This is a genomic window from Leucobacter viscericola, from assembly GCF_011299575.1.
Lineage (GTDB): Bacteria > Actinomycetota > Actinomycetes > Actinomycetales > Microbacteriaceae > Leucobacter > Leucobacter viscericola.
The window spans coordinates 1,286,305-1,310,468 of record NZ_CP049863.1; the positions used below are offsets into that span (position 1 = coordinate 1,286,305).

The 24,164-nt window shown below is 60.6% G+C and carries 24 protein-coding genes; 10 read left to right on the forward strand and 14 right to left on the reverse strand.

Annotation, left to right across the window (positions count from 1 at the left end; translation table 11 throughout):
- Positions 1-185 precede the first annotated feature (185 nt).
- Positions 186-977 (forward strand): CPBP family intramembrane glutamic endopeptidase, encoded by a 792-nt coding sequence (locus G7068_RS05900; protein WP_166290187.1) that lies wholly within the window; start codon positions 186-188, stop codon positions 975-977.
- A gap of 272 nt (positions 978-1,249) precedes the next feature.
- On the forward strand, positions 1,250-1,387 hold the full coding sequence (locus G7068_RS05905; protein WP_166290189.1) for a hypothetical protein: 138 nt from the start codon (positions 1,250-1,252) through the stop codon (positions 1,385-1,387).
- 103 nt (positions 1,388-1,490) lie between these two features.
- Here the strand turns inward: G7068_RS05905 and G7068_RS05910 are convergent, their stop codons facing one another.
- The 8 genes from G7068_RS05910 to G7068_RS05945 all read right to left on the reverse strand — a co-directional run bounded on the left by G7068_RS05910 (position 1,491) and on the right by G7068_RS05945 (position 10,160).
- Complete coding sequence (locus G7068_RS05910; protein ID WP_166290191.1) at positions 1,491-3,188, reverse strand: dipeptide ABC transporter ATP-binding protein; 1,698 nt, start codon at positions 3,186-3,188, stop codon at positions 1,491-1,493.
- Positions 3,185-4,240 carry an ABC transporter permease gene (locus G7068_RS05915; protein WP_166290193.1) on the reverse strand — a complete coding sequence of 352 codons (1,056 nt, stop codon included), beginning with the start codon at positions 4,238-4,240 and terminating at the stop codon, positions 3,185-3,187. The genes G7068_RS05910 and G7068_RS05915 overlap by 4 nt, the downstream gene beginning before the upstream one ends.
- A gap of 1 nt (position 4,241) precedes the next feature.
- Entirely contained in the window at positions 4,242-5,315 is a 1,074-nt protein-coding gene (locus G7068_RS05920; protein ID WP_166290195.1) for an ABC transporter permease, read from the reverse strand.
- Positions 5,316-5,391: 76 nt separating this feature from the next.
- The gene (locus G7068_RS05925; RefSeq protein ID WP_166290197.1) at positions 5,392-7,005 is read right to left on the reverse strand and encodes an ABC transporter substrate-binding protein; all 1,614 of its coding nucleotides are present in this window, start codon (positions 7,003-7,005) and stop codon (positions 5,392-5,394) included.
- Between the two features lie 194 nt (positions 7,006-7,199).
- Positions 7,200-7,871 (reverse strand): hypothetical protein, encoded by a 672-nt coding sequence (locus tag G7068_RS05930; RefSeq protein ID WP_166290199.1) that lies wholly within the window; start codon positions 7,869-7,871, stop codon positions 7,200-7,202.
- A 36-nt stretch (positions 7,872-7,907) separates the two neighbouring features.
- Positions 7,908-8,669: a phosphotransferase gene (locus G7068_RS05935; RefSeq protein ID WP_166290201.1), complete on the reverse strand. Its 762-nt coding sequence runs from the start codon at positions 8,667-8,669 to the stop codon at positions 7,908-7,910.
- Positions 8,670-8,719: 50 nt separating this feature from the next.
- A complete protein-coding gene (locus G7068_RS05940; protein WP_166290203.1) occupies positions 8,720-9,475 on the reverse strand; it encodes a GTP pyrophosphokinase in 756 nt (251 codons plus the stop codon).
- 46 nt (positions 9,476-9,521) lie between these two features.
- Complete coding sequence (locus tag G7068_RS05945) at positions 9,522-10,160, reverse strand: DUF1345 domain-containing protein (RefSeq protein ID WP_166290205.1); 639 nt, start codon at positions 10,158-10,160, stop codon at positions 9,522-9,524.
- A gap of 233 nt (positions 10,161-10,393) precedes the next feature.
- Here G7068_RS05945 and G7068_RS05950 point away from each other — a divergent pair, with 233 nt between their 5' ends.
- A complete protein-coding gene (locus G7068_RS05950; protein WP_244304803.1) occupies positions 10,394-11,512 on the forward strand; it encodes a N(5)-(carboxyethyl)ornithine synthase in 1,119 nt (372 codons plus the stop codon).
- Here G7068_RS05950 and G7068_RS05955 read toward each other — a convergent pair.
- The gene (locus G7068_RS05955; protein ID WP_166290209.1) at positions 11,500-12,150 is read right to left on the reverse strand and encodes a DinB family protein; all 651 of its coding nucleotides are present in this window, start codon (positions 12,148-12,150) and stop codon (positions 11,500-11,502) included. The two genes, G7068_RS05950 and G7068_RS05955, sit on opposite strands and share 13 nt — an antisense overlap.
- 119 nt (positions 12,151-12,269) lie before the next feature.
- Between G7068_RS05955 and G7068_RS05960 the strand changes: the two genes are divergently transcribed.
- Entirely contained in the window at positions 12,270-12,446 is a 177-nt protein-coding gene (locus tag G7068_RS05960; RefSeq protein ID WP_166290211.1) for a hypothetical protein, read from the forward strand.
- Positions 12,447-12,701: 255 nt separating this feature from the next.
- Positions 12,702-14,483, forward strand: a complete 1,782-nt coding sequence (locus G7068_RS05965; RefSeq protein ID WP_166290213.1) for a SpaA isopeptide-forming pilin-related protein — start codon at positions 12,702-12,704, stop codon at positions 14,481-14,483.
- A gap of 426 nt (positions 14,484-14,909) precedes the next feature.
- Here the strand turns inward: G7068_RS05965 and G7068_RS05970 are convergent, their stop codons facing one another.
- The 3 genes from G7068_RS05970 to G7068_RS05980 all read right to left on the reverse strand — a co-directional run bounded on the left by G7068_RS05970 (position 14,910) and on the right by G7068_RS05980 (position 16,645).
- The gene (locus tag G7068_RS05970; RefSeq protein ID WP_166290215.1) at positions 14,910-15,053 is read right to left on the reverse strand and encodes a hypothetical protein; all 144 of its coding nucleotides are present in this window, start codon (positions 15,051-15,053) and stop codon (positions 14,910-14,912) included.
- Positions 15,054-15,119: 66 nt separating this feature from the next.
- Complete coding sequence (ychF, locus tag G7068_RS05975) at positions 15,120-16,193, reverse strand: redox-regulated ATPase YchF (protein WP_166290217.1); 1,074 nt, start codon at positions 16,191-16,193, stop codon at positions 15,120-15,122.
- Between the two features lie 29 nt (positions 16,194-16,222).
- Positions 16,223-16,645, reverse strand: a complete 423-nt coding sequence (locus tag G7068_RS05980) for a DUF1761 domain-containing protein (protein ID WP_166290219.1) — start codon at positions 16,643-16,645, stop codon at positions 16,223-16,225.
- A 91-nt stretch (positions 16,646-16,736) separates the two neighbouring features.
- Here G7068_RS05980 and G7068_RS05985 point away from each other — a divergent pair, with 91 nt between their 5' ends.
- Together G7068_RS05985 and G7068_RS05990 are read left to right on the forward strand one after the other, a co-directional pair.
- Positions 16,737-17,321, forward strand: coding sequence for a 3'-5' exonuclease (locus tag G7068_RS05985; RefSeq protein WP_166290221.1), 585 nt, complete (start codon positions 16,737-16,739; stop codon positions 17,319-17,321).
- 110 nt (positions 17,322-17,431) lie between these two features.
- Positions 17,432-18,889, forward strand: coding sequence for a DNA recombination protein RmuC (locus tag G7068_RS05990; protein ID WP_166290223.1), 1,458 nt, complete (start codon positions 17,432-17,434; stop codon positions 18,887-18,889).
- Positions 18,890-18,952: 63 nt separating this feature from the next.
- Here G7068_RS05990 and G7068_RS05995 read toward each other — a convergent pair whose 3' ends face one another.
- A complete protein-coding gene (locus G7068_RS05995; protein ID WP_166290225.1) occupies positions 18,953-19,573 on the reverse strand; it encodes a TetR/AcrR family transcriptional regulator in 621 nt (206 codons plus the stop codon).
- Between the two features lie 58 nt (positions 19,574-19,631).
- On the opposite strand from G7068_RS05995, the gene G7068_RS06000 reads away from it, so the two are divergent.
- Positions 19,632-20,534, forward strand: a complete 903-nt coding sequence (locus tag G7068_RS06000) for an alpha/beta hydrolase (protein WP_166290227.1) — start codon at positions 19,632-19,634, stop codon at positions 20,532-20,534.
- A gap of 507 nt (positions 20,535-21,041) precedes the next feature.
- On the opposite strand, the gene glpX is transcribed toward G7068_RS06000, so the two are convergent.
- Complete coding sequence (glpX, locus tag G7068_RS06005) at positions 21,042-22,025, reverse strand: class II fructose-bisphosphatase (protein WP_166290229.1); 984 nt, start codon at positions 22,023-22,025, stop codon at positions 21,042-21,044.
- Positions 22,026-22,146: 121 nt separating this feature from the next.
- Between glpX and fbaA the strand changes: the two genes are divergently transcribed.
- On the forward strand, positions 22,147-23,175 hold the full coding sequence (gene fbaA / locus G7068_RS06010; protein WP_166290231.1) for a class II fructose-bisphosphate aldolase: 1,029 nt from the start codon (positions 22,147-22,149) through the stop codon (positions 23,173-23,175).
- On the forward strand, positions 23,175-24,083 hold the full coding sequence (locus G7068_RS06015; RefSeq protein ID WP_166290233.1) for a DUF6264 family protein: 909 nt from the start codon (positions 23,175-23,177) through the stop codon (positions 24,081-24,083). The genes fbaA and G7068_RS06015 overlap by 1 nt, the downstream gene beginning before the upstream one ends.
- Positions 24,084-24,164 lie beyond the last annotated feature (81 nt).

The following is a 24,164-nucleotide window of genomic DNA, read 5'->3' on the forward strand; positions in this document are numbered from 1 at the left end:
CAAGCGAATCCAGAGTACTTACCCTCTCAGCCTATCGAGAGCTGGCACTCTCGTAAGCTTCGTGACCCGCTCGTGACTTCTTCGTGACCGTGCCTGTAGGTCTCCTCCCACAAATTGCCTCTCGGGTTGAAATATCTCTGCGCAATCCCACTACTGAGCGACACTGCGCGCGGTACTCTGAGGGCGTGAACATATCGGCCACACGCACTCGACTTCGCTGGGAAATTGGGGTTGTCTTAGCGTTGTCCTTTGGGGCGTCTGGTGTGTACGCCATCGTGACGATTATCGAGCGGTTGACTCGCGAGACCACGCTCTCTTCGCAGACCGCAACAATCAACCAGTCGCTCGACGAACGCCCGGTATTCGATCTCATCTACCAGCTGCTGGGCTTCGCTTTTGGCCTTGCTCCCGTCGCGCTCGTGGTGTTCCTGCTGTGGCGCAGCAGCCGACCGCACTTGGGGCGGCTCGGGATCGGGCGGCCCGTTGGCGCGAGTCCACTCTGGTGGCTGCGGGAGACCGGCGGCGGGGTGATCCTCGCGGCCGCGATTGGGATCCCCGGTATCGCCTTCTACCTGTTCGCTAAATGGATCGGGATCAACACCACCGTTGTGCCCGCGGCACTCGACGCGTACTGGTGGACCGTGCCCGTGCTGATCCTGCAGGCACTGCGTGCAGCGCTCGGCGAAGAACTCATCGTGGTCGCCTACCTGTTCGAGCGGCTGAAGCGCCTGGGCGTCGGGCCGGCTGCTACCGTCGTGACCAGCGCCCTGCTGCGCGGCAGTTACCATCTCTACCAGGGATTCGGCGGCTTCATCGGAAACGTTGTGATGGGGCTCGTGTTCGGCTGGGCCTACCATCGCTGGGGACGCAGCCTGCCGCTCATTGTTGCGCACTGGATTCTCGATATCGTCAGCTTCGTCGCCTACCCGCTCGCGGTGGCGCTTTGGCCCGCACTGTTTGGCGCGCCCGCGAAGTAGAGGAACACTAGCCATAAAAATTCCTGTTCATGGCTAAAAATGGCGATCTCAGATAGACTGAGCGTCACACTATTGCAGCTCGTTTTGCGCCCAGGATGGAGCGGTCTGCCGAAAGTCGTCTCAGTTCGCGCGGCAGCACTCAATAGCGAGCCGCGCACTTTCGGTAAGGAGTTACTTTGCGAACCCGTCGCTGGTGGACACCATCAGCCATTCACCTATTCATGCTGCCCGGTCTCCTGGCCACGACAGCGCAGCTCTTACAGTCTGGCCCGATGACCGAAAACCCGGAGGGTAATCTGCGTCTCGCACTGTCGAGTACCGAGATCCTGCCCGCCACGATCCTGACAGTCAGCGTCGTGCTGTTCCTCACGGTCTCGCTGATGCTCTTGCTGCGTCGTCCTGCCCAGTAGATCTTCCTCCGGATTTCGGGTCAGTTTCTGGTACTAAACCGAGTTTTTCTACCAGAAACTGACCCGAAAATCTGGGGTGAGGCTCAAGCGGCTTGGCCTGAGCCTATTCCTCTCCCCGCAGCATACGTGCCAACTCGCGACGCTCCGCCTGGCGAGCCGGATCTGGAACCGGCAGCGACGCCAGCAGGCGCTGCGTGTACGGCTCCTGCGGGTTGTTGAGCACCTCGGTTGCCACTCCACTCTCAACGAGTTCGCCGTGGTACAGCACACCAACCCGATCAGCGAGTGCGTCAACCACAGCGAGGTCGTGGGTGATGAACAGCGCCGCAAAACCCAGCTCTGCCTGCAACTCGGTGAACAGTTCAAGCACCTTGGCCTGCACAGACACGTCAAGGGCAGAGGTCGGCTCGTCGGCGATCAGCAACTTCGGGTCAAGCGCCAGCCCACGAGCGAGCGAGGCACGCTGCCGCTGACCTCCGGAGAGCTCGTGCGGAAAGCGCTCACCGTACGCGCGCGGCAGCTGCACTGACTCGAGCAGTTCGTCGACCCGCTTTTGAGCGCCAGCGAGGTTGCGCGCCAGGCGGTGCACCAGCAGCGGTTCGGCAACGTTCTCCGCGATGGTCAGCAGAGGGTTGAAGCTCGAAGCCGGATCCTGAAACACAAACCCGATGTCGCGGCGCGCGGGCCTAAACGCCCGCTCTTTGAACCCAACCATCTCGTGGCCGAGCACCCGCAGCGAGCCACCCGTTGCGGGTGTCAGTCCCGCAATCGCGCGACCGATGGTGGACTTGCCAGATCCCGACTCCCCCACGAGGCCGTACACCTCTCCGGCGTGGATCTCGAAGCTCACGCCGCGCACGGCCATAAACCCGGGTTTGCCGAGGCGCCCCGGATACTGAATCTGCAGCCCCTTGGCGAGCACCACCGCATCGCTCTGGGCACGATCCTGAACCAAAACAGGCGCGACCTCAGAACGGCCAACAGCCCGAATCCGGCCACCACCGAGATTCAACACCGATCCCAGCAGCTCCCGCGTGTACTCCTCGCGCGGGTTCGCAAACAATTCGGCTGCAGAGGCTCGCTCAACAACCTCACCCTGGTACATCACGGCAACATCGTCGGCGAGGTCCGCGACGACGCCCATGTTGTGGGTGATGAGCAGGATCGCCGTGCCAAACTCGTCGCGCAGTTTGCGCAGCAGATCCAGGATCTCCGCCTGCACGGTCACATCGAGCGCGGTCGTCGGCTCATCGGCGACAATGAGGCCGGGTCGCAGAGCAAGCGCCATCGCGATCATGACGCGCTGCTTTTGGCCTCCCGAGAGCTGGTGCGGGTAGTAGTCGACCCGCTCGGATGGCTCCGGGATGCCGACTCGCTCCAGCATCTCGATTGCCCGCGCGCGGGCCTCCTTTTTTGAGAGCTTCTCGTGCGCACGCAGTCCGTCGGCAATCTGCCACCCGATCGTAAACACCGGGTTCAGCGCGGTTGACGCCTCCTGAAACACCATCGCGACGTCACGGCCGCGCACCTGACGCAGCTGATCTTTCGAGAGGTGCAGCACGTTGTTCTCGGCGCTACCGTCACGGGTGGTGAGCACAACCGCACCCGACGACACCGCCGTCTCGGGCAGCAGGCCCAGGATCGTGCGGGCGGTTACCGTCTTGCCCGATCCTGACTCGCCAACAACCGCGAGCACACGACCGGGCTGCACCGAAAGCGATACGCCGTCGACGGCCTTGACCGCGCCGTGATCCGTCGCGAACGTCACCTCAAGGTTCTGAATATCGAGAACTTTAGTCATCGTGCACTCCCATCTTGAGCAGCACTAACATTCGGGTCAGGATCCTGCCCGGCAACACCCATCGTTTCGAGCATCGAGGTGTTCGCGACCACACCGCTGCCTGCCTTTGCGCGGCGACGGCTGCGCAGCCGTGGATCGGAGAGATCGTTCAGGCTCTCACCCGTGAGCGTCAGCCCCATCACCACAAGCACAATCGCGATGCCCGGCCACAGGCTGGTCCACCACACGCCGTTCGTCACGTCGGCGATCGCCTTGTTGAGGTCGTAGCCCCACTCAGCGGCCGAGTTGGGCTCGATCCCGAACCCGAGGAAGCCGAGGCCAGCGAGAGTCAGGATCGCTTCCGAAGCGTTCAGGGTGAACACGAGCGGCAGCGACCGAGTCGAGTTGCGCATGACGTGTCGGAACATGATGCGCAGGTGACTCGCGCCGACAACCCGCGCGGATTCTACGTAGGCCTCCGCCTTCACACGGATCACCTCCGAGCGCACCACTCGCAGGTACTGCGGAATGAACACCACGGTGATCGACAGCGACGCAGCCCAGATGCCACCCCACAGGCTCGACTGGCCACCCGAGATCACGATCGAGAGCACAATCGCGAGCAGTAGCGAGGGGAACGCGAAGATGGCGTCCGCCAGCATCACGAGCACACGATCCAGCCAGCCGCCGAGATACCCCGAGAGCAAACCGAGGAACGATCCCAAGAAGATCGAGCTGATCACCGCGATGGCAATCACGAGGAACGCGGTGCGCGCACCCCAGATCACCCGCGACAGCACGTCGTAACCAGCAATCGTGGTACCGAACGGGTGTGCCGCTGAGGGCGCCTGCAGTGATCCGAAATCGCCGTCTGGGCCCGAAAGCGCCGAGAACCCGTATGGTGCCAAGACCGGGGCGAAGAGCGCAACCACCACAAAGATGAACACCAGCACAAGGCCGGCGACAAGCATGCCGCGCTGCAGTCCGATGCTCTGCCGAATCTGCTTGATCAGCGGCCAGGAGTGCCAGCCACGCTCGACGCGCGGGGCGGTGAGAATCGCTTCAGTAGTCATCTCAATACCTCACTCGCGGATCGATAAGCGCGGCGACCACGTCAACCACAAAGTTGCTGAGCGCGACAATCACGGCAAGCAGCGCCACAATGCCCTGCACCGCAACAAAGTCTCGCGCGCTCAAGTAGTGCGCCAGCTGGAAGCCGAGGCCCTTCCACTCGAACGTCGTCTCGGTCAGCACCGCGCCACTCAAGAGCAGCGCGATCTGCAGGCCGATCACGGTGATGATCGGGATCAGCGCCGGCTTGTACGCGTGCTTCGTGACGAGGCGATACTCGCGAATACCGCGGGATCGGCCGGAGTCAACGTACTCCTGCCCCAGGGTGCCGATCATGTTGGTGCGCACGAGGCGCAGGAACACGCCCGCGGTCATCATGCCGAGAGTCAACGCGGGCAGAACCGCGTGCAACAGCACGTCACCCACGTTTGCCATATTGCCCGTGCGGAATGCGTCGATCAGATAGAACCCGGAAGGATCCGGCAGCGTTTGGATCGCCAGCTCCGTCGAAATCGAGGCTCTGCCAGAGACCGGCAGCCAGCCCAGCCAGATACCGAAGATGAGCTTCATGATCAGGCCGGAGAAAAAGACGGGGGTCGCGTAGGTGAAGATCGCGAACACACGCAGGATGGCGTCGGGTCCGCGATCCCGGTAGTAGGCCGCAAGCATGCCGAGTGGGATCCCGACAACCAGCGCAACGATGATCGTGTAGATGGCGAGTTCGAGTGTTGCGGCACCAAAGGTCGTGAGAACCTCAGTGACCGGGCGGCGGTCACTGAACGTGACGCCAAAGTTTCCCGTGAAGACCTGGCCGAGGTACTCGAAGTACTGCACAAATAGCGGTCGGTCGTATCCCGCTGCGGCAACTCGCTCGGCGAGCTGATCCGGCGGCAGGCGATCCCCAACAGACGCGGTAATCGGGTTGCCCATGGTGCGCATGAGCAGGAAGACCATCGTCACCAGGATGAAGACGGTTGGAATGATGAGCAGGGCTCGCCAAAGAATAAAGCGACCGAGTCCACCACCGCGCTGTCGCGCTATTGCGGCAGGGGTCGTGTCGGTTTCGGTAATAACCATGAGTGCTCCGTTAACAGGAGGAACGGTGACGAGCGGGCGAGCGCGACATTCCGCGCTCGCCCGCCAATCAAAACCGCTACTTCGTGATCAATCCGAAGCGGAGCTTGAACGATGCGTCAAGCGTGACGCCCTCGACCCCGTCAACCGCGACCGCAACTTGCGAGCCCTGCAGCATCGGAAGGGTTGAGAGTTCAACCGCGAGCTTGTCCTGGATCTCGCCCAGGATCTTCGCGCGCTCTTCAGAGTCGCCTGTGACACGCTGCTTATCGATCAGCGCCGTGATCTCCTTGTTCTCAAAGTGGTTCACAAGGAAGTTGTCCGGCAGGAAGAACGGCGACAGGTAGTTGTCGGGATCCGAGTAATCCGGGAACCAGCCGAGCTGGTGCACAGGGTAGAGATCTTCAACACGATCCTTCGTGTACTGACCCCACTCGGTCGACTGAAGGTCAACCTTGAAGAGGCCGGTAGCCTCAAGCTGCGACTTGATCTGAGCGTATTCCTCGGCTGAGGAGGCTCCGTAGCGCTCACCCGCGTACTGCAGCGGGAAGCTCACCGGAGTCTGCACGCCCGCATCGGCGAGCCGCTTCTTAGCGCGCTCAACATCGGGCCCACCCTTGCCATTGCCGTACAGGTCCTTCAGCGCTTCGTTTGCGCCGAGCAGGCCCTCAGGGATGAAGGAGTAGAGCGGCGTGTAGGTGTTCTTGAAGACCTGCGTCGAGATCTTCTCGCGGTCAATGATGTCCGCGATTGACTGACGAACAGCGAGCGCCTTTGCGGGGTCCGCATCGGCGGTCGTCGCACCAAACGGCATCGAGTTGAAGTTGAACACGAGGTAGCGAATCTCGCCGCCCGGCCCCTTAATGACCTGGAGCCCCTTGGTCGTCTCGAACTTCTCGACGTCGGTAGCGGAGAGGCTGCGGAACGCCACGTCGACGGCCTTTGTCTCAATCGCCTGGCTCAGATTCGATTCGTTCGCGAAGTACTTCTGGTTCACGGACTCGGTTTTGGGTGCGCCCCACATGCCCGCGTAGCCGTCAAACGCCTTGAACGCGATGAGGTTGCCCTTGTCGTACTTCGTGATGGCGTACTGCCCAGCGAACGGGTTCGCCTTCACGATGTCTTCGTCGCTCGCAACGGCATCGGCCGGGAACGAATCCTCATCGACGATCGGCGCAACCGGGCTCGAGAGCACCTGCGGGAAGGTCTGGTCGTTGGGGGTCTTGAGCTTAAAGACGACAGTGAGGTCGTCTGGGGTCTCAACACTGTCGAGGTTCGCAAGCAAGCTCGACGGTCCATTGGGGTCGGCGATCTTCAGCTGACGGTCGAACGTGAACTTCACATCCGAGCTGGTCAGGTCGTTACCGTTGGCAAATTTGAGCCCCTTCTTCAGCTTCACCGTGTATTCGGTGGGCTGCGTGAACTCCGCTGACTCAGCAGAGTCCGGCGCCACGGTCGATTCGCCAACGGGGTTGTTCATGAGGAACGGATACACGTTCGTCATGACCTGCCAAGAACCGTTGTCGTAGGCACCAGCCGGGTCGAGCGAGGTTACGGTTTCAGTCGTGCCGATCGTCACGGCGTTTCCGGATCCGGACCCGCCGTTGTCGCCACTTTTATCCCCCGATGCGCAACCGGAAAGGAGCAGTGCTCCCGCTCCAACCATTGCGACTGCCTGCAGTAATTTCTTCATTGAGTTCCTCCAGTCTGTTTGCGCGACGCGGTTGAAAATCAACCGTGCGTCACCACACCCCCGACCTTAGCGACCCTGGAAGCTAGCTGAAAGGGTTTGTTCCGGCTGTAACCAATCCGTAATCAGCTCTGTGGATTCACTGAAACAACTGTCGAAACTATCGCTGTTTCTTGCGACATTCGTCCAATGATTATTTACAGAGGCTTGAAGCTCTTGACAAAAGCATCAGTGAGGCCCCATAGCTCGTCGTAGAGCTCCGGTGCAGCAGCACAACTCTCCGCCGGTTTGGCAATCTTGTACGTGCCGTCTTCGGCGCGAGTGGCGCCCCACTGCGTGCGCATTGCCTTGCAGGAGTCCGGGAGTGAATTGATGAGGGGACTGTCGAGCGTGAGGTTCACGTTGTCGGGAATGGCGTAACTCGTTGAGCCGAACTTCTGACTCAACTGCGAGGTTACTCCCCAGGTTGGAATATCAAGCTTGTTCGTAAGGCCAACCTCAACATTCGGAACCTGGTTCGCCGGCTTCGTCTCGGGCTTCTTCGTCTCGGTCGGAGTTGAGGTCTCCGTTGGAGTGGACGTGGTCGGCGACTTCGTCGTCGTGGGGGCCGCGGTGGTTGTCGGTTTGGGATCCGCGCCACCGCCACGCGCCATGTTCACAACGACGATTGACAGAATGATGGCAACGACAGCGACAGCCCCGACGATGATCCAGGGCTTTGCGCCCGATCCGCGATCAGTTTTTGGGGTTTGAATCTTAGCTGTACGCACCCGCTCGGCCTGCTCGTAAGAGAGTCGCTCGCGGGCCGGTACCGGTTTCGGTTCCTCCGAAATCGGTCCGAACAGTTCTTCAAGTGGGTCTTTACTCACTGTTACACCCTAACTATCTCCGGCTTATTCGCACATTCAAGGGGACAATAACTCAAGGATCGCACGGCGTCGCTCCAAGAACGCCCGTACTCGCGCGAGATGCCGATCCATCGTTCCTGAGTCTCGCAGGGCGATCGTGCCGGGGTCACCTCGCTCGATGCCTGCACGCCAACGCTGTTCGATCAGGCCCATCCGAGATTCGACCGCGTTGAGCAGGTCGAGTGGCGCCACTCCCCCGTAAGCTGCGGCGGCAGCTTCGATACGCGAGGCGGCCTCGGCATTCGGGATCTCCCGCAACAACGGCACACCAGACCAGCACAGAAACGCGAGGTCATCAATGGGCCGCCCGGGGCCCGCGCGATCCCAGTCGATCATTCCGGCAAACTCGTCGTTGACAACCACCCAGTTATACAGGCCTGGATCGTTGTGACAGATCACCTCATCAGCGTTAAGCTGCTGGACTCCCTGCCGCCATTCGACCGCCCCTGGCCGATAACCGCGGACCGTGTCGTGGAAGCGCCGCAACCACTTCGCAGCCTCTGTGAGCGCCTGGAGACTGGGCTGTTCAGTTTCGGGATCGAGCGTGCGGCCCGGCAGAAAGCTCAGCACCTCACGATGCTCGTCGTCGATCCCGAGCACTTTTGGTACCCCGTCGAGCCCCTGGTCCGCCAGAAACTCAAGCAGCGCGTGTACCGCGGGGGTCCAGCCTCCCGTCGGACGGTGAACGCGGGTCTCGCCGTCGGGCAAGCGCACGCGCCACACTCCGCCGGATCCGCCAGGAATGTACTCGGTTTCCACCCCTCGACGCTACCGCACCGCGGCAGGGAACATGACGACCCCGCGCCCAGCTACACGCTATGAATGCGTGGCAGGGCGGGCGGTGGCACCTCCACCGTGGTGGTGATGAGACCGGGATCGCCGTGCAGTTGAGCGTGCAGCCGCTCCATGCGGGTGTCGAGCTCGGCGGCCGTATCGGCAGCATTTTTGAGCTCGCCGATGAGCGAATCGGGCACTTGACGGTCGTACTTGTAATAGATCTTGTGCTCGAGTGTTGCCCAGAAGTCCATAGCGATGGTGCGAAACTGAACCTCAACCGGCACGTTCACTCGTCCGGTCGAGAGGAACACTGGCACCGAGATGATGGTGTGCAGGCTCTGGTAGCCGTTTTCCTTGGGCTCCAGAATGTAGTCCTTCACGTGGAGCACCGTTATGTCGTCTTGCTTCGTAAGCAAGTCGAAGAGCCGATAGACGTCCCGAATAAACGCGCAGGTGACTCTAACGCCTGCGATGTCGTGGATGTTTCCACGAATCACCTCCAAGTGGTTGCCGATGCCGTCTCGCTCAAGTTGTTCCCCAAGGCCGCGGCGCTCAAGCTTCTCGACCAGGCTATCGACGGACTTCACTCGGCTCGAGACGTGTTCGATGGGGTTGTACTCGTGCATGTGCAGGAATTCCTCCTGCAGAATCGCGAGTTTTGTTTCGATCTCTTGCATGGCAAAGCGATACTCGAGCAGGAAGCGCTGCAGCTGATCCGACAGGGTTCTCAGCGCGCTCGCTGAAATCGTGATCTCGTCGCCCGGGGGGTCTACGGCGGGAATGCTCATGGTGTCAGCGTAACGAGGCCGCTTCAGAACTGGCTGTGTTTTTCTCCTACCCAAGGCCGGTAATCAGGGTGATGGCTGTGGCAATAATTCCGGTGCCAAAGAGATAGGCGAGGGCCATCTGCCCGACGACGATGCGTCGAATCTTGTTGCTCGTGACATTTGTGTCGGCGACCTGGTATCCCATTCCCAACCCGGTCGAGAAGTACACAAAGTCGGCGTAGTCGGGGTCACTCTGTTGGTTGAAGTCGATGCCGCCTGCATCGTCCTGGTAATACTCCCTCGCGTACCGAAGGGTGTAATCCAGTTGAATCAGTGACCACGACGCGAACACGCTGACTACGGCGGTGCCCGCGAGCAAGTAGGCGTCGATCCCGGTCGACTCACGCGAGTGAATGACCACCGCAACCACGGCGGCAAGGCTCACAATGCTGCCGATGAGCGCGATAAGTCTTGCCACAGTCTGGCCGGGATCCTCAGTGGTCGCGTGGTCCCGAGCCGATGCGGGGCTCATCTTCCAGATCTCCCGGAACGTCCAAATCGTGCTGACCGTTGCGAGTGCCGCCCACCCCGCAAGTAGCCCAGCAACGATGCCGAGAATAAACGTCACCAGAACCCCGACAACGATGCCGACGACCACAGCCACGGCCCAGCGGAGTTTCACTTGTGATCGAGGAGAAGTGCTCATGATCGGATCGTATCGTGCCCCAGATTTCTTTGCGCTACTCCCTACCTCGCAGCACCTTGGCATAGTGTGAGCCTTCAGGGGACTCAATCCATCCTCGATGCAAGGAGCATCTCATGCCCAGCTCGAACACAATACGTCCCGTTCCAAGAGAGCCGAGCGCTGCGGCGCGCGCCCTCGCAGCGCCTCCAAGCGCCACGAAGGCATCGCTACTGGGAATCTTCGCGTCGTCTTCGATGGAAAACGAGCGGCGGATCCCGATCCACCCCGATCACTTCGAACGGATCGACCCTGAGCTCAGAGCAAGATTTGTGGTGGAGCAAGGCTACGGCAAGGATTTTGGACTCACCGACGAGGTGCTCGCCTCGCTCGTGGGGAGCGTCACGTCGCGTCAGGGCGTGATCGATGCGGCCGACACCATTCTGCTGCCAAAACCGCAGCACGATGAGGTACGGCAGCTTCGTGACGGCCAGACCGTGTGGGGGTGGCCACACTGCGTGCAGGATCGAGAGATGACCGACGTTGCGATGAGCAAACGTCTCACCCTGATCGCGTTCGAGGCGATGAATCACTGGACCAACTCGGGCAATTTTGGGCTGCACGTCTTCCACAAGAACAATGAACTCGCCGGATACTGCTCGATCTTGCACGCGCTGCAGCTCATCGGCTCCACGGGAGACTATGGTCGACGGCTCAGTGCGGTTGTGATCGGGTTTGGGGCGACCGCCCGCGGGGCAGTGACAGCTCTCAACGCCCTCGGTATCCATGACGTTGTGGTGCTCACACACCGCGAGATTGCGGCCGTGGGATCGCCCATTCCTTCAGCCCGTATTGTTCAGATTGAGCTGCCCGAATCCGATGTGCAGGTCTTGCCCGGGCCCGGCCGTCGTGCGGTCCGGGATCTCGCGCAGCGTGAAGTCTTAACCGACGATGGCCCAGTGGCTCTCGCACCGTATCTCGCGGGCCACGACATTGTGGTGAATTGCACGCTGCAGAACCCGGACGAGCCGCTCATGTTTCTGAATGACAGCGACCTTGAACTGTTTCGGCCGGGCAGCCTCATCGTCGATGTGTCATGCGATGAGGGCATGGGGTTTTCGTTCGCGCGCCCCACAACGTTCGACGAGCCGATGATGCGAATTGGCAACGGGCTCAACTACTACGCGGTCGATCACAGTCCTTCTTATCTGTGGAATGCCGCAAGCTGGGAGGTGAGCGAGGCACTGCTTCCTTTCATTGAGGTGGTTATGGACGGGCCGTCCGCCTGGGACGCAAACCGGACCATTCATAAGGCGATCGAGATTCGCGGCGGCCAGATCGTAAATGAGGCCATCTCGCGTTTTCAGGGCCGATAGGGATCGCTCACTGAAGCATCTGCGTCACCGTCATGCGGCGTGGGGTCGGGCATACTTGCCGCCAATCGGGCTGATGCTTCGAGCGTGGCCACATAGTCGCGCCACCAGCTGTCTTCTTGCGCGGGAATGTTCGTCGCGCTCTGACGCATCCCCACCGATCCGTCAATCTGCTCGCGGAGAATATCGGCCTGCCCGGCATGACGACTTGTTTCGGCAATCATGTGGATGAGCAGGTGCCGCATGGTCACCGAGCTGCCGCGGTCTCCCCACCAGGGCACGGTTCCTCGGGCTTCTAAGCCGAGTTCGCGCACGGAGACATCGTCGGCCCGCCAGATGCCGCGGCACATGTCGAGGATCTGCTCCCTCGATTCGTCGGCCGTTGCCCACATGTCAGCGTTGTCGGGCGCATCGTCTGCGAGCCAGGGAAACTCGTAGTTCGAATCCCTCCCAAAACACTCCGTGAGGTAGCCGTGCTCGACACTCGCCACGTGCTTCATGAGGCCGAGTAGATTGCTGCCCGTCGGTGTGAGCGGCCGCCTCGCGTCATACTCACTCAGCCCGTCGAGCTTCCAGAGGAGCGCCTCTCGTGCGTTCTGTAAGTAACCAAGCAGGAGTTCAGTTTCGGAGTCTGTGCTCATGCTGGCCAGCGTAGCTTGGGGGTCCGACATTGTTAAGGCCTCCAACCATCAGACCTGGGTACTACCGCTCGATACCCCGGTCCGATGACTCTCGCCCTGTCAAGCGGGAGGCTAGAAGCATGAACCAGACAAACCCGTTCCGACAGCCATCAGTCTTTATTGCGGCTTCCCTCACGCTTGCGTGCGCGATTGCGCTCGCCGCTTCCCTTGCGCTTTCTGCAATGATCACCAGTGTGGTGCCCTCTGCAGTCTCAAACGGCGTCGGTGAGGGCAGTTCCACCATTGCGCTGCGCTGATCCACAGCTTTCAAAACAACCAGCCAATCACCATGACGTCTAGGTATGATGTACAAGTCAAATTGCATTCATGGAGTTTGATTTCCTCAGGTAGCAATAGGGGATTCTTATCCGACAATTGGGTGTTTTCTTCGCCCTTTTCGTTGGGCAAGGATGCATGCCGGAGAAAGAGGGTCCCTCGTTGCTCGCGCAAAGCAAGCAGTGATTAACCTTGATAAATTGCTAAATTTTGCAGAAAATTTGAAGGGTTAGCTTTTGGGGAAGTGGAAGCGGGCTTTAGGGGCCGTTATCGGTGTCGGCATGCTGTCGGGGCTCTGGGTCAGCCCTGCGATCGCAGCCCCGGGGGATCTCGTGAACGTTCCAGATGCCGCGTTTGCCCAGTGCTTGCAAGATCACGTCACAACAGAGGGCTTGAGCGGTGGCCTCACCGAGGGCAACTTGGCAGCTTTGACCTCGGTCAATTGCGACAGTAGAGCGATTGCGTCAGCAGAAGGGGTGCAGTTTCTCACTGGAGCAGCGACCATTTCTCTTTCGAACAACGACCTGACGACGCTTCCGTCCATCAGCGGTCTCGCAGATATGCAGGAATTGAACGTTAATGGGAACCGACTCACAAACCTCGACTTCCTGACCAACTGGACCGGCAGTAGTGAAACGACACTTGAACTCCTTGCAGATGACAACCTCATCGCAGACCTCTCTGCGCTCGCAACGATCACACCGGTCGCTTCCGGGTTTTACAGTTTTTCCCTGAAAAATAACAAGATCGTCAACGCCGAACCACTCGCCACCCTTGGCGAAAAGTTTCCAGACTCGAGCGTGCCGAGAAAATATCTTGGTCTTAACCTCGGTGAGAACTTCATTGCTGACATGTCCCCCTTCGCCCGATTTGACTGGTCGTTCTACAATTTTCAGCCCCCTGGCGCTGGCATTCCGGCCAGCATCGGAATGGACGCGCCATGCCAGACGGTCGACCTTGGCAACGTTGCCGTAGGCGCCCAGACTCCGCTGGTCATCCGCGACTACCAGGGAAACGTTCCCGTCGTGACTCCCGAAAACACCGGTACCCCTTTTACCTGCTTAGACGCTTCGTTCGGACCAGAACGGTTTCTTCCCCCAGGCAACCTCCCCGCGGGGATTACCTGGGATGGAACGACCCTGGTCGCCGACGCATCGTTGGTCGGAACTACCGTGGAGTTCATTCTTGGATCGAGCACTTCGCTTTTTGGGTCCGGCGGCGTGACATCGAGCTGGACAGTTCGGTTAACCATCGTTGAGCGCGTCCAGGGTGTCGGCTCGGTGGCATGGCAGAAAACCGATCCAGATCAGAATTTGCTTGCAGGTTCAGAGTGGGAGCTCACTCCAGCCACAGGAGCTGCGATCCCGGTTGTCGATAATGGCAAGAACGACGCAGACCCCGCAGTGGGCAAGATCCTGGTTGAGGATCTCGCCCCGGGCACTTACCACCTGAAAGAAACGAAGGCCCCCGCGGGCTTTGTTCTTGACGGCACCGAACGAGAAGTTACGATCACCGAGACAAACCTCGACATTGCACTCGGTAACATCGTCAACACTCGGGTCACTCCCCCAGCTCCTACTGGATCGGTGGCATGGCAGAAGACCGATCCTGATCAGAAACTGCTTGCTGGTTCTGAGTGGGAGCTCATCCCAACAGCAGGGACAGCGATCCCAGTTGTCGACAACGGCCCAAAGGACGCAGACCCCGCAGTGGGCAAGATTCGGGTACAGGATCTCCCTCTGGGTACTTACCGTCTGAAAGAAACGAAGGCCCCCACGGGGTACGTTCTCGACGGCACCGAACGAGAAATTACGATTACAGCGGGAAGCCTTGACGTTACGTTCGGTGCGATCATTAACACCCCGAAAACGCCACCGCCGATTCCGCCGAGGAAGCCCCTCGCGGTGACCGGCGGCAACGATTCACTCCCGTTGATCACGCTGGGAGTCCTACTATCCGCGGTTGGAGCCGGATGTGCGACGCTTGCATATCGCAGGCATCGGCGCCCTCTCGTCTGAAGTCACGCAGCACTGACGATAAAATTGCGACTATGGCCAGCCCTCGGCAAAAGAAAAGCCGCAGTACCAACTTCAAACGAGCGCTACTAATCTGGGCCGTTTCGGTCTCGCTCATCTTTGCTGGTCTCGTAGGGTCGTACTTTTGGGGAGTCTCAGTCCGTCCCCTTTCTCACGACTACTACTACAGCGCTCAGGGACGCGGAAATGCGTTGCATGCCCATTGGCTGCAGGCGCTCTGGAGCTTCGATCCTCACCTCACGCAAAACAACTTCTGGGCGTGGTACGGGCGCGTGGCATGCGCTTTGCTTGTTATCGGCTTTGTGATCTTAGCGGTGGGGGCCATTCGCGACACGTGGCGCAATAATCGCAGAGCTAAAAGCTAACGCGCACCACGTTTTCGATAGGCATCAGTTCTGATGCGCCAGGTTATCCAACGGACAGACCATACGTCTCCGGCGTCGTTGTGTATCCCACGTTCCACGTTGGGGTCGAGTTCTCCCAAAGCGGCCAATCGCGGCCGTAGCCGGGAAAGAGGCGGATCGTGCGTCTTGCTGGAGCCACGCCATTCATAGGAAGCACTCTACACAGAGCCTGGACTCACTCGAAGGTGCTCGGTCGCAGTGGAACTCTGCCGAGTTAGACGTTAAAACGCCACTCGCAGACGTCGCCGTCCTGCATCACGTACTCTTTGCCCTCCATGCGGGCCTTGCCCTTCGCACGCGCCTCGGCAACCGATCCGGCCTCAACGAGGTCATCAAACGAGATGATCTCGCCCTTAATGAAGCCCTTTTCGAAGTCCGTGTGAATCGCACCGGCGGCCTGCGGGGCAGTCGCGCCCTTCGGGATCGTCCAGGCGCGGGCCTCTTTCGGGCCAGCGGTGAGGTAGGTCTGCAGGCCGAGGGTGTCGAAGCCGACACGGGCGAGCTGATCCAGACCGCTTTCTTCCTGTCCGATGGACGCGAGCAGCTCGGCAGCATCTGCCTCGTCAAGCTCGATCAGTTCACTCTCCAGCTTGGCATCAAGGAAGATGGCCTTCGCGGGGGCCACCAGCGCGGCGAGCTCGTCGAGGCGCGCGCGATCCTGCAGCACACTCTCGTCGACATTAAAGACGTAGAGGAACGGCTTCGCGGTGAGTAGTCCCAGCTCACGAATCGGCTCGAGATCAATGTCGGTGTGCGAGAGCAGCTTGCCGTCGTTGAGCGCGGCAATGGCGGCCTTCGCCGCGTCAACCACACTCGCGTCGATCTTCTTCGACTTCAGCTCTTTTTCAAAGCGCACGAGAGCCTTCTCAACGGTCTGCATATCCGCGAGGATCAGCTCCGTGTTGATGGTTTCCATGTCGCTGGCTGGGTTCACGCCACCCTCAACGTGAATCACGTCGGGGTCTGTAAAGCCACGCACGACCTGCGCAATGGCATCAGCCTCGCGAATGTTCGCAAGGAACTGGTTGCCAAGCCCCTCACCCTCGCTCGCGCCGCGCACGATACCCGCGATGTCAACAAAGCTGACGGGAGCAGGGAGCAGCTTTTCGGATCCGAAGATCTCAGCGAGCTTGTTCAGGCGCGGATCCGGCAGGTTCACCACCCCAATGTTCGGCTCGATCGTCGCGAACGGATAGTTCGCCGCGAGCGCGTCGTTTGAAGTCAATGCGTTAAACAGCGTCGACTTGCCTACGTTGGGGAGACCTACGATTCCGATAGTTAGAGCCACGAGGCACCAGTCTACGCGGGTTCCCCCGATTACCCGACCGCGGGTGGCCAGACCCCAATGATTACCGCCATCACGAGTACCGTCACGAGTTCGTGGGCGATGTTCAAAATAGTGAGCGCCGCCGGCCTGCTCTCGAAGGCATCGTGGGTGATGAAGCGGGAAGCGGTGAAGCCAGTCCACAGAATCACGCCGGTGAGCAGGGTGCCGAGCAAAAAGGACCCGCCGTAAAACTCAAACGCGATCCAGCTCGCCCCGGCAAGCACCCAGGCAGAAATGAAGCTCACGATAACGGTGACTAGGATCGGCCCTACCGCCGATTTGCCAGTCGGATCGACCTTCGCGAGGCGCATCCACTTGTTTCCAAACACCTTTGGCGTGTACCAAACAGACCCGACCACCATGGTCGAGAGCGTTGCAACCAGCACTGCCCAGTAGTTGATTTCAGGAATCATGATATCCCCCTTGACCGGTGGTATTTCGCTCGCGGTGGCGAGATAGGTCAATCATCTCATCAATGTCAGTGGTGTGTGACAGGATCATTAGGTGCCCGTCAATTTCACCGCACTCGATTTCGAGACCGCCAATAGTCACCCCTCATCTGCTTGCTCGGTCGGGCTCGTTCGAGTGCGTGACGGCGTGGTCGCAGATCAGGCCTACTGGCTCATTAAGCCGCCGCCCGCACACGCGGAGTTTCTGCCGTTCAATATCAAGATTCACGGCATCACGGCGCAGATGGTGGCCGATGCGAGGCTGTGGCAAGACCAGCTGGCCGAGCTCACGGAGTTCATCGGGGACGACATAGCCGTCGCCCACAACGCGAGCTTCGACATGGGGGTCATTAAGGCAGCCTGCGCGGAGAGCGTCTCGCCGACTCCTCGCCTAAAGTATCTGTGTAGCGTGCAGGTCTCGCGCAAAACGTATGAGATTCCCTCGCATCGCCTGCCGCTAGCCGCGGAGGCCGCCGGCTTTGGAGAGTTTGCACACCACGACGCATTAGCCGACGCCGAAGCCTGCGCCGCCATTATCAGTGACGCAGCCAAACGACACGAGGTTGATGACGTGCTCGCGCTCGCCAAAAAGACTGGGTTGCGGGTGCAACAGCTCAAGGCGATCCCACTCAAGCTGTAGTTTTTGGCTCAGGATCTGGGCGAATCTGCCAAGCTCGTTCCTGCGCAACCGTCAATGTCCGAGGCTACCTGTAGCGTGGCCACACCAACTCTCGTAAGGAATTCCTCACTATGGACGCGCTCTTGCTCACGCTACTCATCCTGAATCTGCTCGGCATTTTGGCGGCGCTTGCCGTCCTGCTCTTCCGCCGAGGGCCAGCGAACAACGGCGCCGCGGGTGTTGGCGGTGGTGAACTACGCCAAGACCTCGCAACGCAGCGCGGTGAGCTGGCCGCAACGATGGCCACCATGCAGCAGCAGCTCAGCACTTCGCTCACGGGCCTGAGCGATCGGTTTCACACGACCTCGCAGGCGTCTCTACAGTCGCAGGTCGATTTGAAGGCGGCGATCGAGGCTCGCTTTGAAGAACTGCGCATTGCAAACGAGGCAAAACTTGAGCAAGTGCGCACGACGGTTGACGAGAAGCTGCAGGGCACGCTGAAGACCGCACTGGCAGAGAACGCGCAGCGCGTCCAGACGCTGACCGACACCCACGTGGCAAAGCAGACAGAGCTGCAAGAGACGCTGCGCACAGAGCTCGAGAAGCTTCGCCAAGGCAACGAGGCGAAACTTGAGAAAATGCGTGAGACCGTCGACGAGAAGCTGCAGGGCACGCTTGAGCGGCGCCTCGGTGAGTCGTTCAAGCTGGTGAGTGATCGACTCGAGCAGGTACAGAAGGGCCTCGGCGAGATGCAAACGTTGGCCTCCGACGTTGGCGGCCTGAAGCGCGTCCTCACGAACGTGAAGAGCCGCGGCAGCTGGGGTGAGGTGCAGTTGGAGCGCCAGCTCGAAGATATCCTGACCCCGGAGCAGTATGAGCAAAACGCTGTGATTAGACCGGGATCGGCCGAGCGCGTTGAGTTTGCGGTGAAGCTTCCCGGCCGCGGCGAGACCGAACGAGTGCTCCTCCCCATCGACTCAAAGTTTCCGCAGGAGGACTACGAGCGCCTCCTTGAGGCTCAGGAGAGTGGTGAGAAAGAAGCCGTCGAGGCTGCCGTGAAGGTCCTGGAACGAGTCATCCTGACCCAGGCCAAACTCATCGCTGAAAAGTACATCGCCCCGCCTCACAGCACCGACTTTGCGATCATGTATCTGCCGACCGAGGGACTCTTCGCCGAGGTCGTAAGGCGACCAGGGCTCGCGAGCAAACTGCAGAACGAGCTGCGGGTCATCGTGACCGGTCCGACCACACTCGGGTCACTGCTCAACAGCCTGCAAATGGGCTTCCGCACCCTCGCCATTGAAAAGCGCAGCTCCGAAGTGTGGCAGGTGTTGAGCGCCGCAAAGCAGGAGTTCCAGAAGTACGGCCAGGTTTGGGAGAAGCTTGAGAAGCAGCTCGCGACGGCACAAAACACCGTGCACCAGGCGGGTGTGCGCACCCGCGCGGTAGCCAAACAACTGCGCTCGGTCGAGACCCTCGGCACGGAGGCGCTCGCGATCGGGCAGTCCCCCATCGAAGACATCTTCACCGAGTTTGATGAGGTTGATGAAGAAGGGCCAGTGAAGGAGTCTCCTGCGGAACAGGACTAGTTCGGTTCGGTTCGGTTCGGTTCGGTTCGGTTCGGCAGGCGCTCGCTTACGCGCTGGATCAAATCAGCCAGCGAGAATGCGGCGCAGGCTCTCCTCGGCCTGGGCATACACGGCCTCGTCTCCGTAAAGCAGTGCGCGTGTGTTTACGGCGGCAAACAGCGCAAACAGTTCAAAGCCCAATTGCTGCGGATCAGCATCTCGCCGCAGTTGCCCGCTTGAGACCGCAGCCTTCGCGCAGCTCACCAGGTAGTCATCCCACTCGCGAAGACACTCCGCAATCCGGTCTCGCACCGGACCGGGCTGAGAGTCAAACTCTGTCGCGGCGGCAAGAAAGAAGCAGCCGCCGCGAAACACCCTGTTCTGTGAGTAGCGCAGCCATGAGAGGGCTACGGCTCGCAATCGTTCACCCCCTGACGGAACGTCGCGGCAGGGCGTGATAACCGCCGACACAAACACTTCTCGCGCATGATCGATCACGGCAAGCTGAAGCGCCTCTTTGGAGCCAAACAGTGTGGCCACTCCACTTTTACTCAGGCCTGCAGCACTCGCGAGCTGACCAATACTCATGTCAGCCAGCCCCTGCTCCGAGGCAACCTGGATCGCTTCTGCGAGCACCGCGCCTCGGGTGAGATCGCCGCGGGCCCTTCGTCCGTCCTCGCGAGACGCTGCACTTGAAGAGTTCATGTTTCAAGACTAGCATCAAACAGTACGCGCGTTCGTATTGTTTTAAGTTGAGGACCACATGCCGATCATCCACCCTGCCGTTCGCACCTTCTTTCGCCTGAACGGCGCGCTTATACCCGCTGCAGCGACAGAGCTGGCGTTTAGGGCTTTCAAATCCACAGGGCGCCCCGCAGAAGTGAAGGACCCCGAACGTGCGGTCCACGGTCAAAGCGTCTCTGAGCTGCGCCGAATAGGCACCCACACCGTCCGCGTCTACACCTGGCTCCCCACGCAGCCGTCACACTCGGGAGAGATCGCGAGTTCCCATTTGAATGCAACACCGACGGTGCTGCTCCTACACGGCTGGCGGAGCCGAACGTCACGTTTTGCGAGACTCATCGAGCAGTTCACCAGCCAGGGTTACCGGGTGGTTGGTTTCGACGCCCCGGGGCACGGCGATTCTCCGAATGGTTCCCCCTCGGCTGCGGACATTGTCGCGATAGCGCAGGGTCTCGAAGAAAGCTTTGGCCCTTGGCAGGCAATTGTCGGCCATTCGTTCGGGGCACTCGCCGCGCACACACTCGCCCGCAGTTCGAAACACAGTGTCCGGGTCGTTGCTATCGGTGGCGCCACCTCCGCACGTTTTCTGCGCGACACATTCATGCGCGCGATCGATCTCCCCCTTCACCTAAAGGATCAGTTCACCACCCGGATCGTACGCGGGTACCCGCTACCTGAAGGGACACTGTTCACTGAGTTCGATGAAGCGATCCGGCCGCCGTCCACCAACACACGGCTCCTGATTGTTCACGACTCAAAAGACCGCGAAGTTCCGCTCACCGAGGCGAGGCAGCTGCATCTCGATCGCCCAACAAACTCCGAATTGTTAATCACAGACGGCCTCGGCCACAACCGCATCCTGCACGACCCGGAAGTTGTCGAAAGGATCGTTGATTTTGTGGCCGAGCCGATCCTTCTCTGATCACCCAACCAACGGCCTGCCTGGTCGACGGGATCCGCCCCGCTGACCCTGCATCTCGCTGCCGAACCTGCGGTTGCTGGCCGCAAGTTCGGCAGCGAGATGCAGGCTCGGCGACAAAATGGCCAGCCCGAGTCAATTGGTCGAGAGTAAAAGCGCCAGCACCACCACTAGCACCAGCGCCCACGCCACGCCAACGCCAACGCCAGCGGCAGCGGCAGCGCCCACCTTATCTACCTGCGCCCACCTTACCCACGGGTAAATAAGGTGGGCACACGCGGCAAAGGTGGGCAGAAGCAATGTAAGCGGACAGAAGCAAAGCAGATGGAAGGGCACCCGCAAAATGCGGCGATTACTCGACCCGCCGCAACCGTTTCGTGGCCACGGTCGTGAGCACAGGCCCCAAACGACAAACGGACCACCTACCCGATGCCCAGGGGCACAAGTAAGTGGTCCGTTCGGAACGCAAATAGGTCTACGCACACACGCTCGGCGCATAGACCGCGAGGATTAATCCCAGCGAGTCGGATCCATGTCGCTGATGACGTGGCGGATCGTGCCGGAGTACGAGCGCATCACGATGCTCTCAGCGCGCACGAACGGTCCGCGGCGCTGCACACCCTCGACGAAGTCGGCCGAGGTAATGCCGGTCGCAACGAAGTAGGCATTGTCGCTCGCGACGAGGTCGTTGGCCTCGAGCACACGGGTCAGGTCGTGACCGGCGTCGATCGCGCGGGCACGCTCCTCGTCATCCTTGGGCCAGAGGCGGCCCTGAATCACACCGCCGAGCGCCTTCACCGCGCACGCGGTGATGATGCCCTCGGGGGTGCCGCCGATCCCGACGCACAGGTCAATGCGCGAATCCCAGCGAGCCGCGTTCACGCCGCCCGCAACATCGCCGTCCATGAGCAGACGGGTTCCGGCGCCAGCAGCGCGAATGTCAGTGATGAGCTGGTCGTGACGCGGGCGATCGAGCACGGCAACACGAATGTCAGAGACGTCAACGCCCTTGGCTTTCGCCAGCGCGCGAATGTTGTCACCGATCGGGCGATCGATGTCGACAACGCCGACGCCCTCGGGGCCACACACGAGCTTGTCCATGTAAAACACGGCCGAGGGATCGTACATGCTGCCGCGATCCGCCACCGCAATCACCGAGAGCGCACCGGGGCGACCCTCAGCAGTTAGCCGGGTGCCGTCGATCGGGTCAACGGCCACGTCGCAATCAGCGCCCTCGCCGTTGCCAACCACCTCGCCGTTGTAGAGCCACGGTGCATCATCTTTCTCACCCTCGCCAATAACGACGGTGCCGTTCATGTTGACGGTTGAGAGGAAACGGCGCATCGCGTCAACCGCGGCGCCGTCGGCGGCGTTTTTATCGCCGCGGCCAATCCACGGGGTGGCACGCATTGCTGCTGCCTCGGTCGCGCGGACGAGTTCCATCGCGAGGTTACGGTCGGGCTGCCACTCGCCAAGCGAATTCGGTTCAGTCATACACACAACCCTACCGCGTAGACTTGACGACAAAGCGGCTTCACGCCGAACAATCCAGCGGCCTCGCGCCGAACCCATGACAGCGGCCATTCGCCGATCCGATTGACGCCAAGGAGCACACATGCCCGTCGCAACCCCGGAACAGTATGCAGCAATGCTCGACGCAGCGAAGTCAGGATCCTTCGCTTTCCCCGCGGTCAACGTTTCTAGCTCGCAAACCCTCAACGCAGCGCTGCAGGGCTTCTCAGAGGCAGGATCCGACGGCATCATTCAGGTCAGCTTCGGTGGCGCTGATTACTTTGCGGGCCAGTCGGTCAGCAACCGCGTCGGCGGTGCGATCGCCTTCGCAAAGTACGCCGAAGAGGTCGCAAAAGCGCACAACGTCACCGTTGCGCTCCACACGGACCACTGCCCCAAGCAGCACCTCGAAAACTTTGTACTGCCGCTCGTCGCGGCCAGCGAGGAGCGTGTCGCGCAGGGCGGCCTCCCCTACTTCCAGTCGCACATGTGGGACGGCTCAGCGATCCCGCTCACTGAAAATCTCAGCATCGCCAAGGAGCTGCTGCCCCGCATGGCGGCGGCACAGATGATCCTCGAGGTCGAAATCGGCGTTGTCGGCGGCGAAGAAGACGGCATCAGCCACGAGATCAACGACCAGCTCTACACGACACTCGACGACGCAGTCGCGACGGTCGAGGCGCTTGGCCTCGGTGACCAGGGCCGCTACATGACCGCGCTCACCTTTGGCAACGTTCACGGCGTCTACAAGCCGGGTAACGTGAAACTGCGCCCCGAACTCCTCGCGGAGATCCAGGCAGGTCTGCAGGCGAAGTACAACACGGGCGAGAAGCCGCTTGATCTGGTGTTCCATGGAGGATCCGGCTCGTCTGCCGAGGAGATCACCGAGGCCGTGCGCAACGGTGTCATCAAGATGAACATCGACACCGACACGCAGTACGCGTTCACACGCCCGGTCGCGGACTTCATTCTCAAGAACTACGACGGTGTGCTGAAGATCGACGGCGAGGTCGGCAACAAGAAGATGTACGACCCCCGCGCCTACGGCAAGGCCGCCGAGAATGGCATGGCCGCCCGCATCGTTGAGGCAGCACAGCAGCTCGGCTCCGCTGGCCGATCGGTGAGCGCCTAATGTCGAATCTCCCCGAGGAGCCGCAGTCTGCTGACCAAGAAACCACTGGTCAGCAACCCACCGGTCAGCAGGACTCAGGTCAGCAGGCCTCAGGTCAGCAACCCGCCGGCAATAAGACCGGAGCTGCGACCCCAGCGGTGACCCCTCCGGCGGCACGCCCGCAGCCCGCCTTTGGCGAGTATGCACCCGAGGGTTGGGAGTGGAAACCTGAGGGCTCTGATAAGCCCGCTGAGGCAGACGCTCCAGCCGCCTCCGCTGGACGCTCGACAGGCGGCGCCATCGCGGGTGTCCCTCACAACCTGGGCGCGGCCAACAGCGCTTCAGCATCGGCAACCGCACCGGTGAGCCCGTCCCAACCGGGGCAGCAAACAGGTTCTCAACCACAGGGCGACCGCGCCGCGAACACAACGGGTGATCCTGCACCCTATCGCGCGAACAACGTGCCCGCCGCACCCCCCGCCTACGCGGCTCCGGCCATGGGTGCGAACGCCACAACACCGTCTCGCACCGGTGATCGCGTTATGACCATCATCCTGCTCGGGATTGGCGTATTCGGCGTGATCTTCTCCTTCCAGGTCATGATGGGGATGAAGGCGAGCTTCGTGCTGATGGGCGAGGCACTTGAGATCAAGGACTTCGAGGTTCCCGCGTGGGTCGGAACCCTCGGCACTATCAGCGCCCTTGGATTCCTCGCACTCTTTGCGGTCACGCTCATCTTTTCGATCCAGCGCATGCGGGCTCGAAAGGTTGCGTTCTGGGTTCCGCTGACCGCGGGTGTTATTGCGTTTATCGCGATGATCGTGCTGATCATGGTTGCGATCTTCTCGTCGCCGGAGCTGATGGATGCGGCAGCCGATCCTGGCGCGAATCAGAAGATTCTCGATTACCTCTATTCGACCACGCCGTAGACCAGGCTGTGAGTCGTAGGGCCGCTCCGAACATTTGTTTGGAGCGGCCCTACAACGTTCGCGCATGAATGTCGCTGGGTG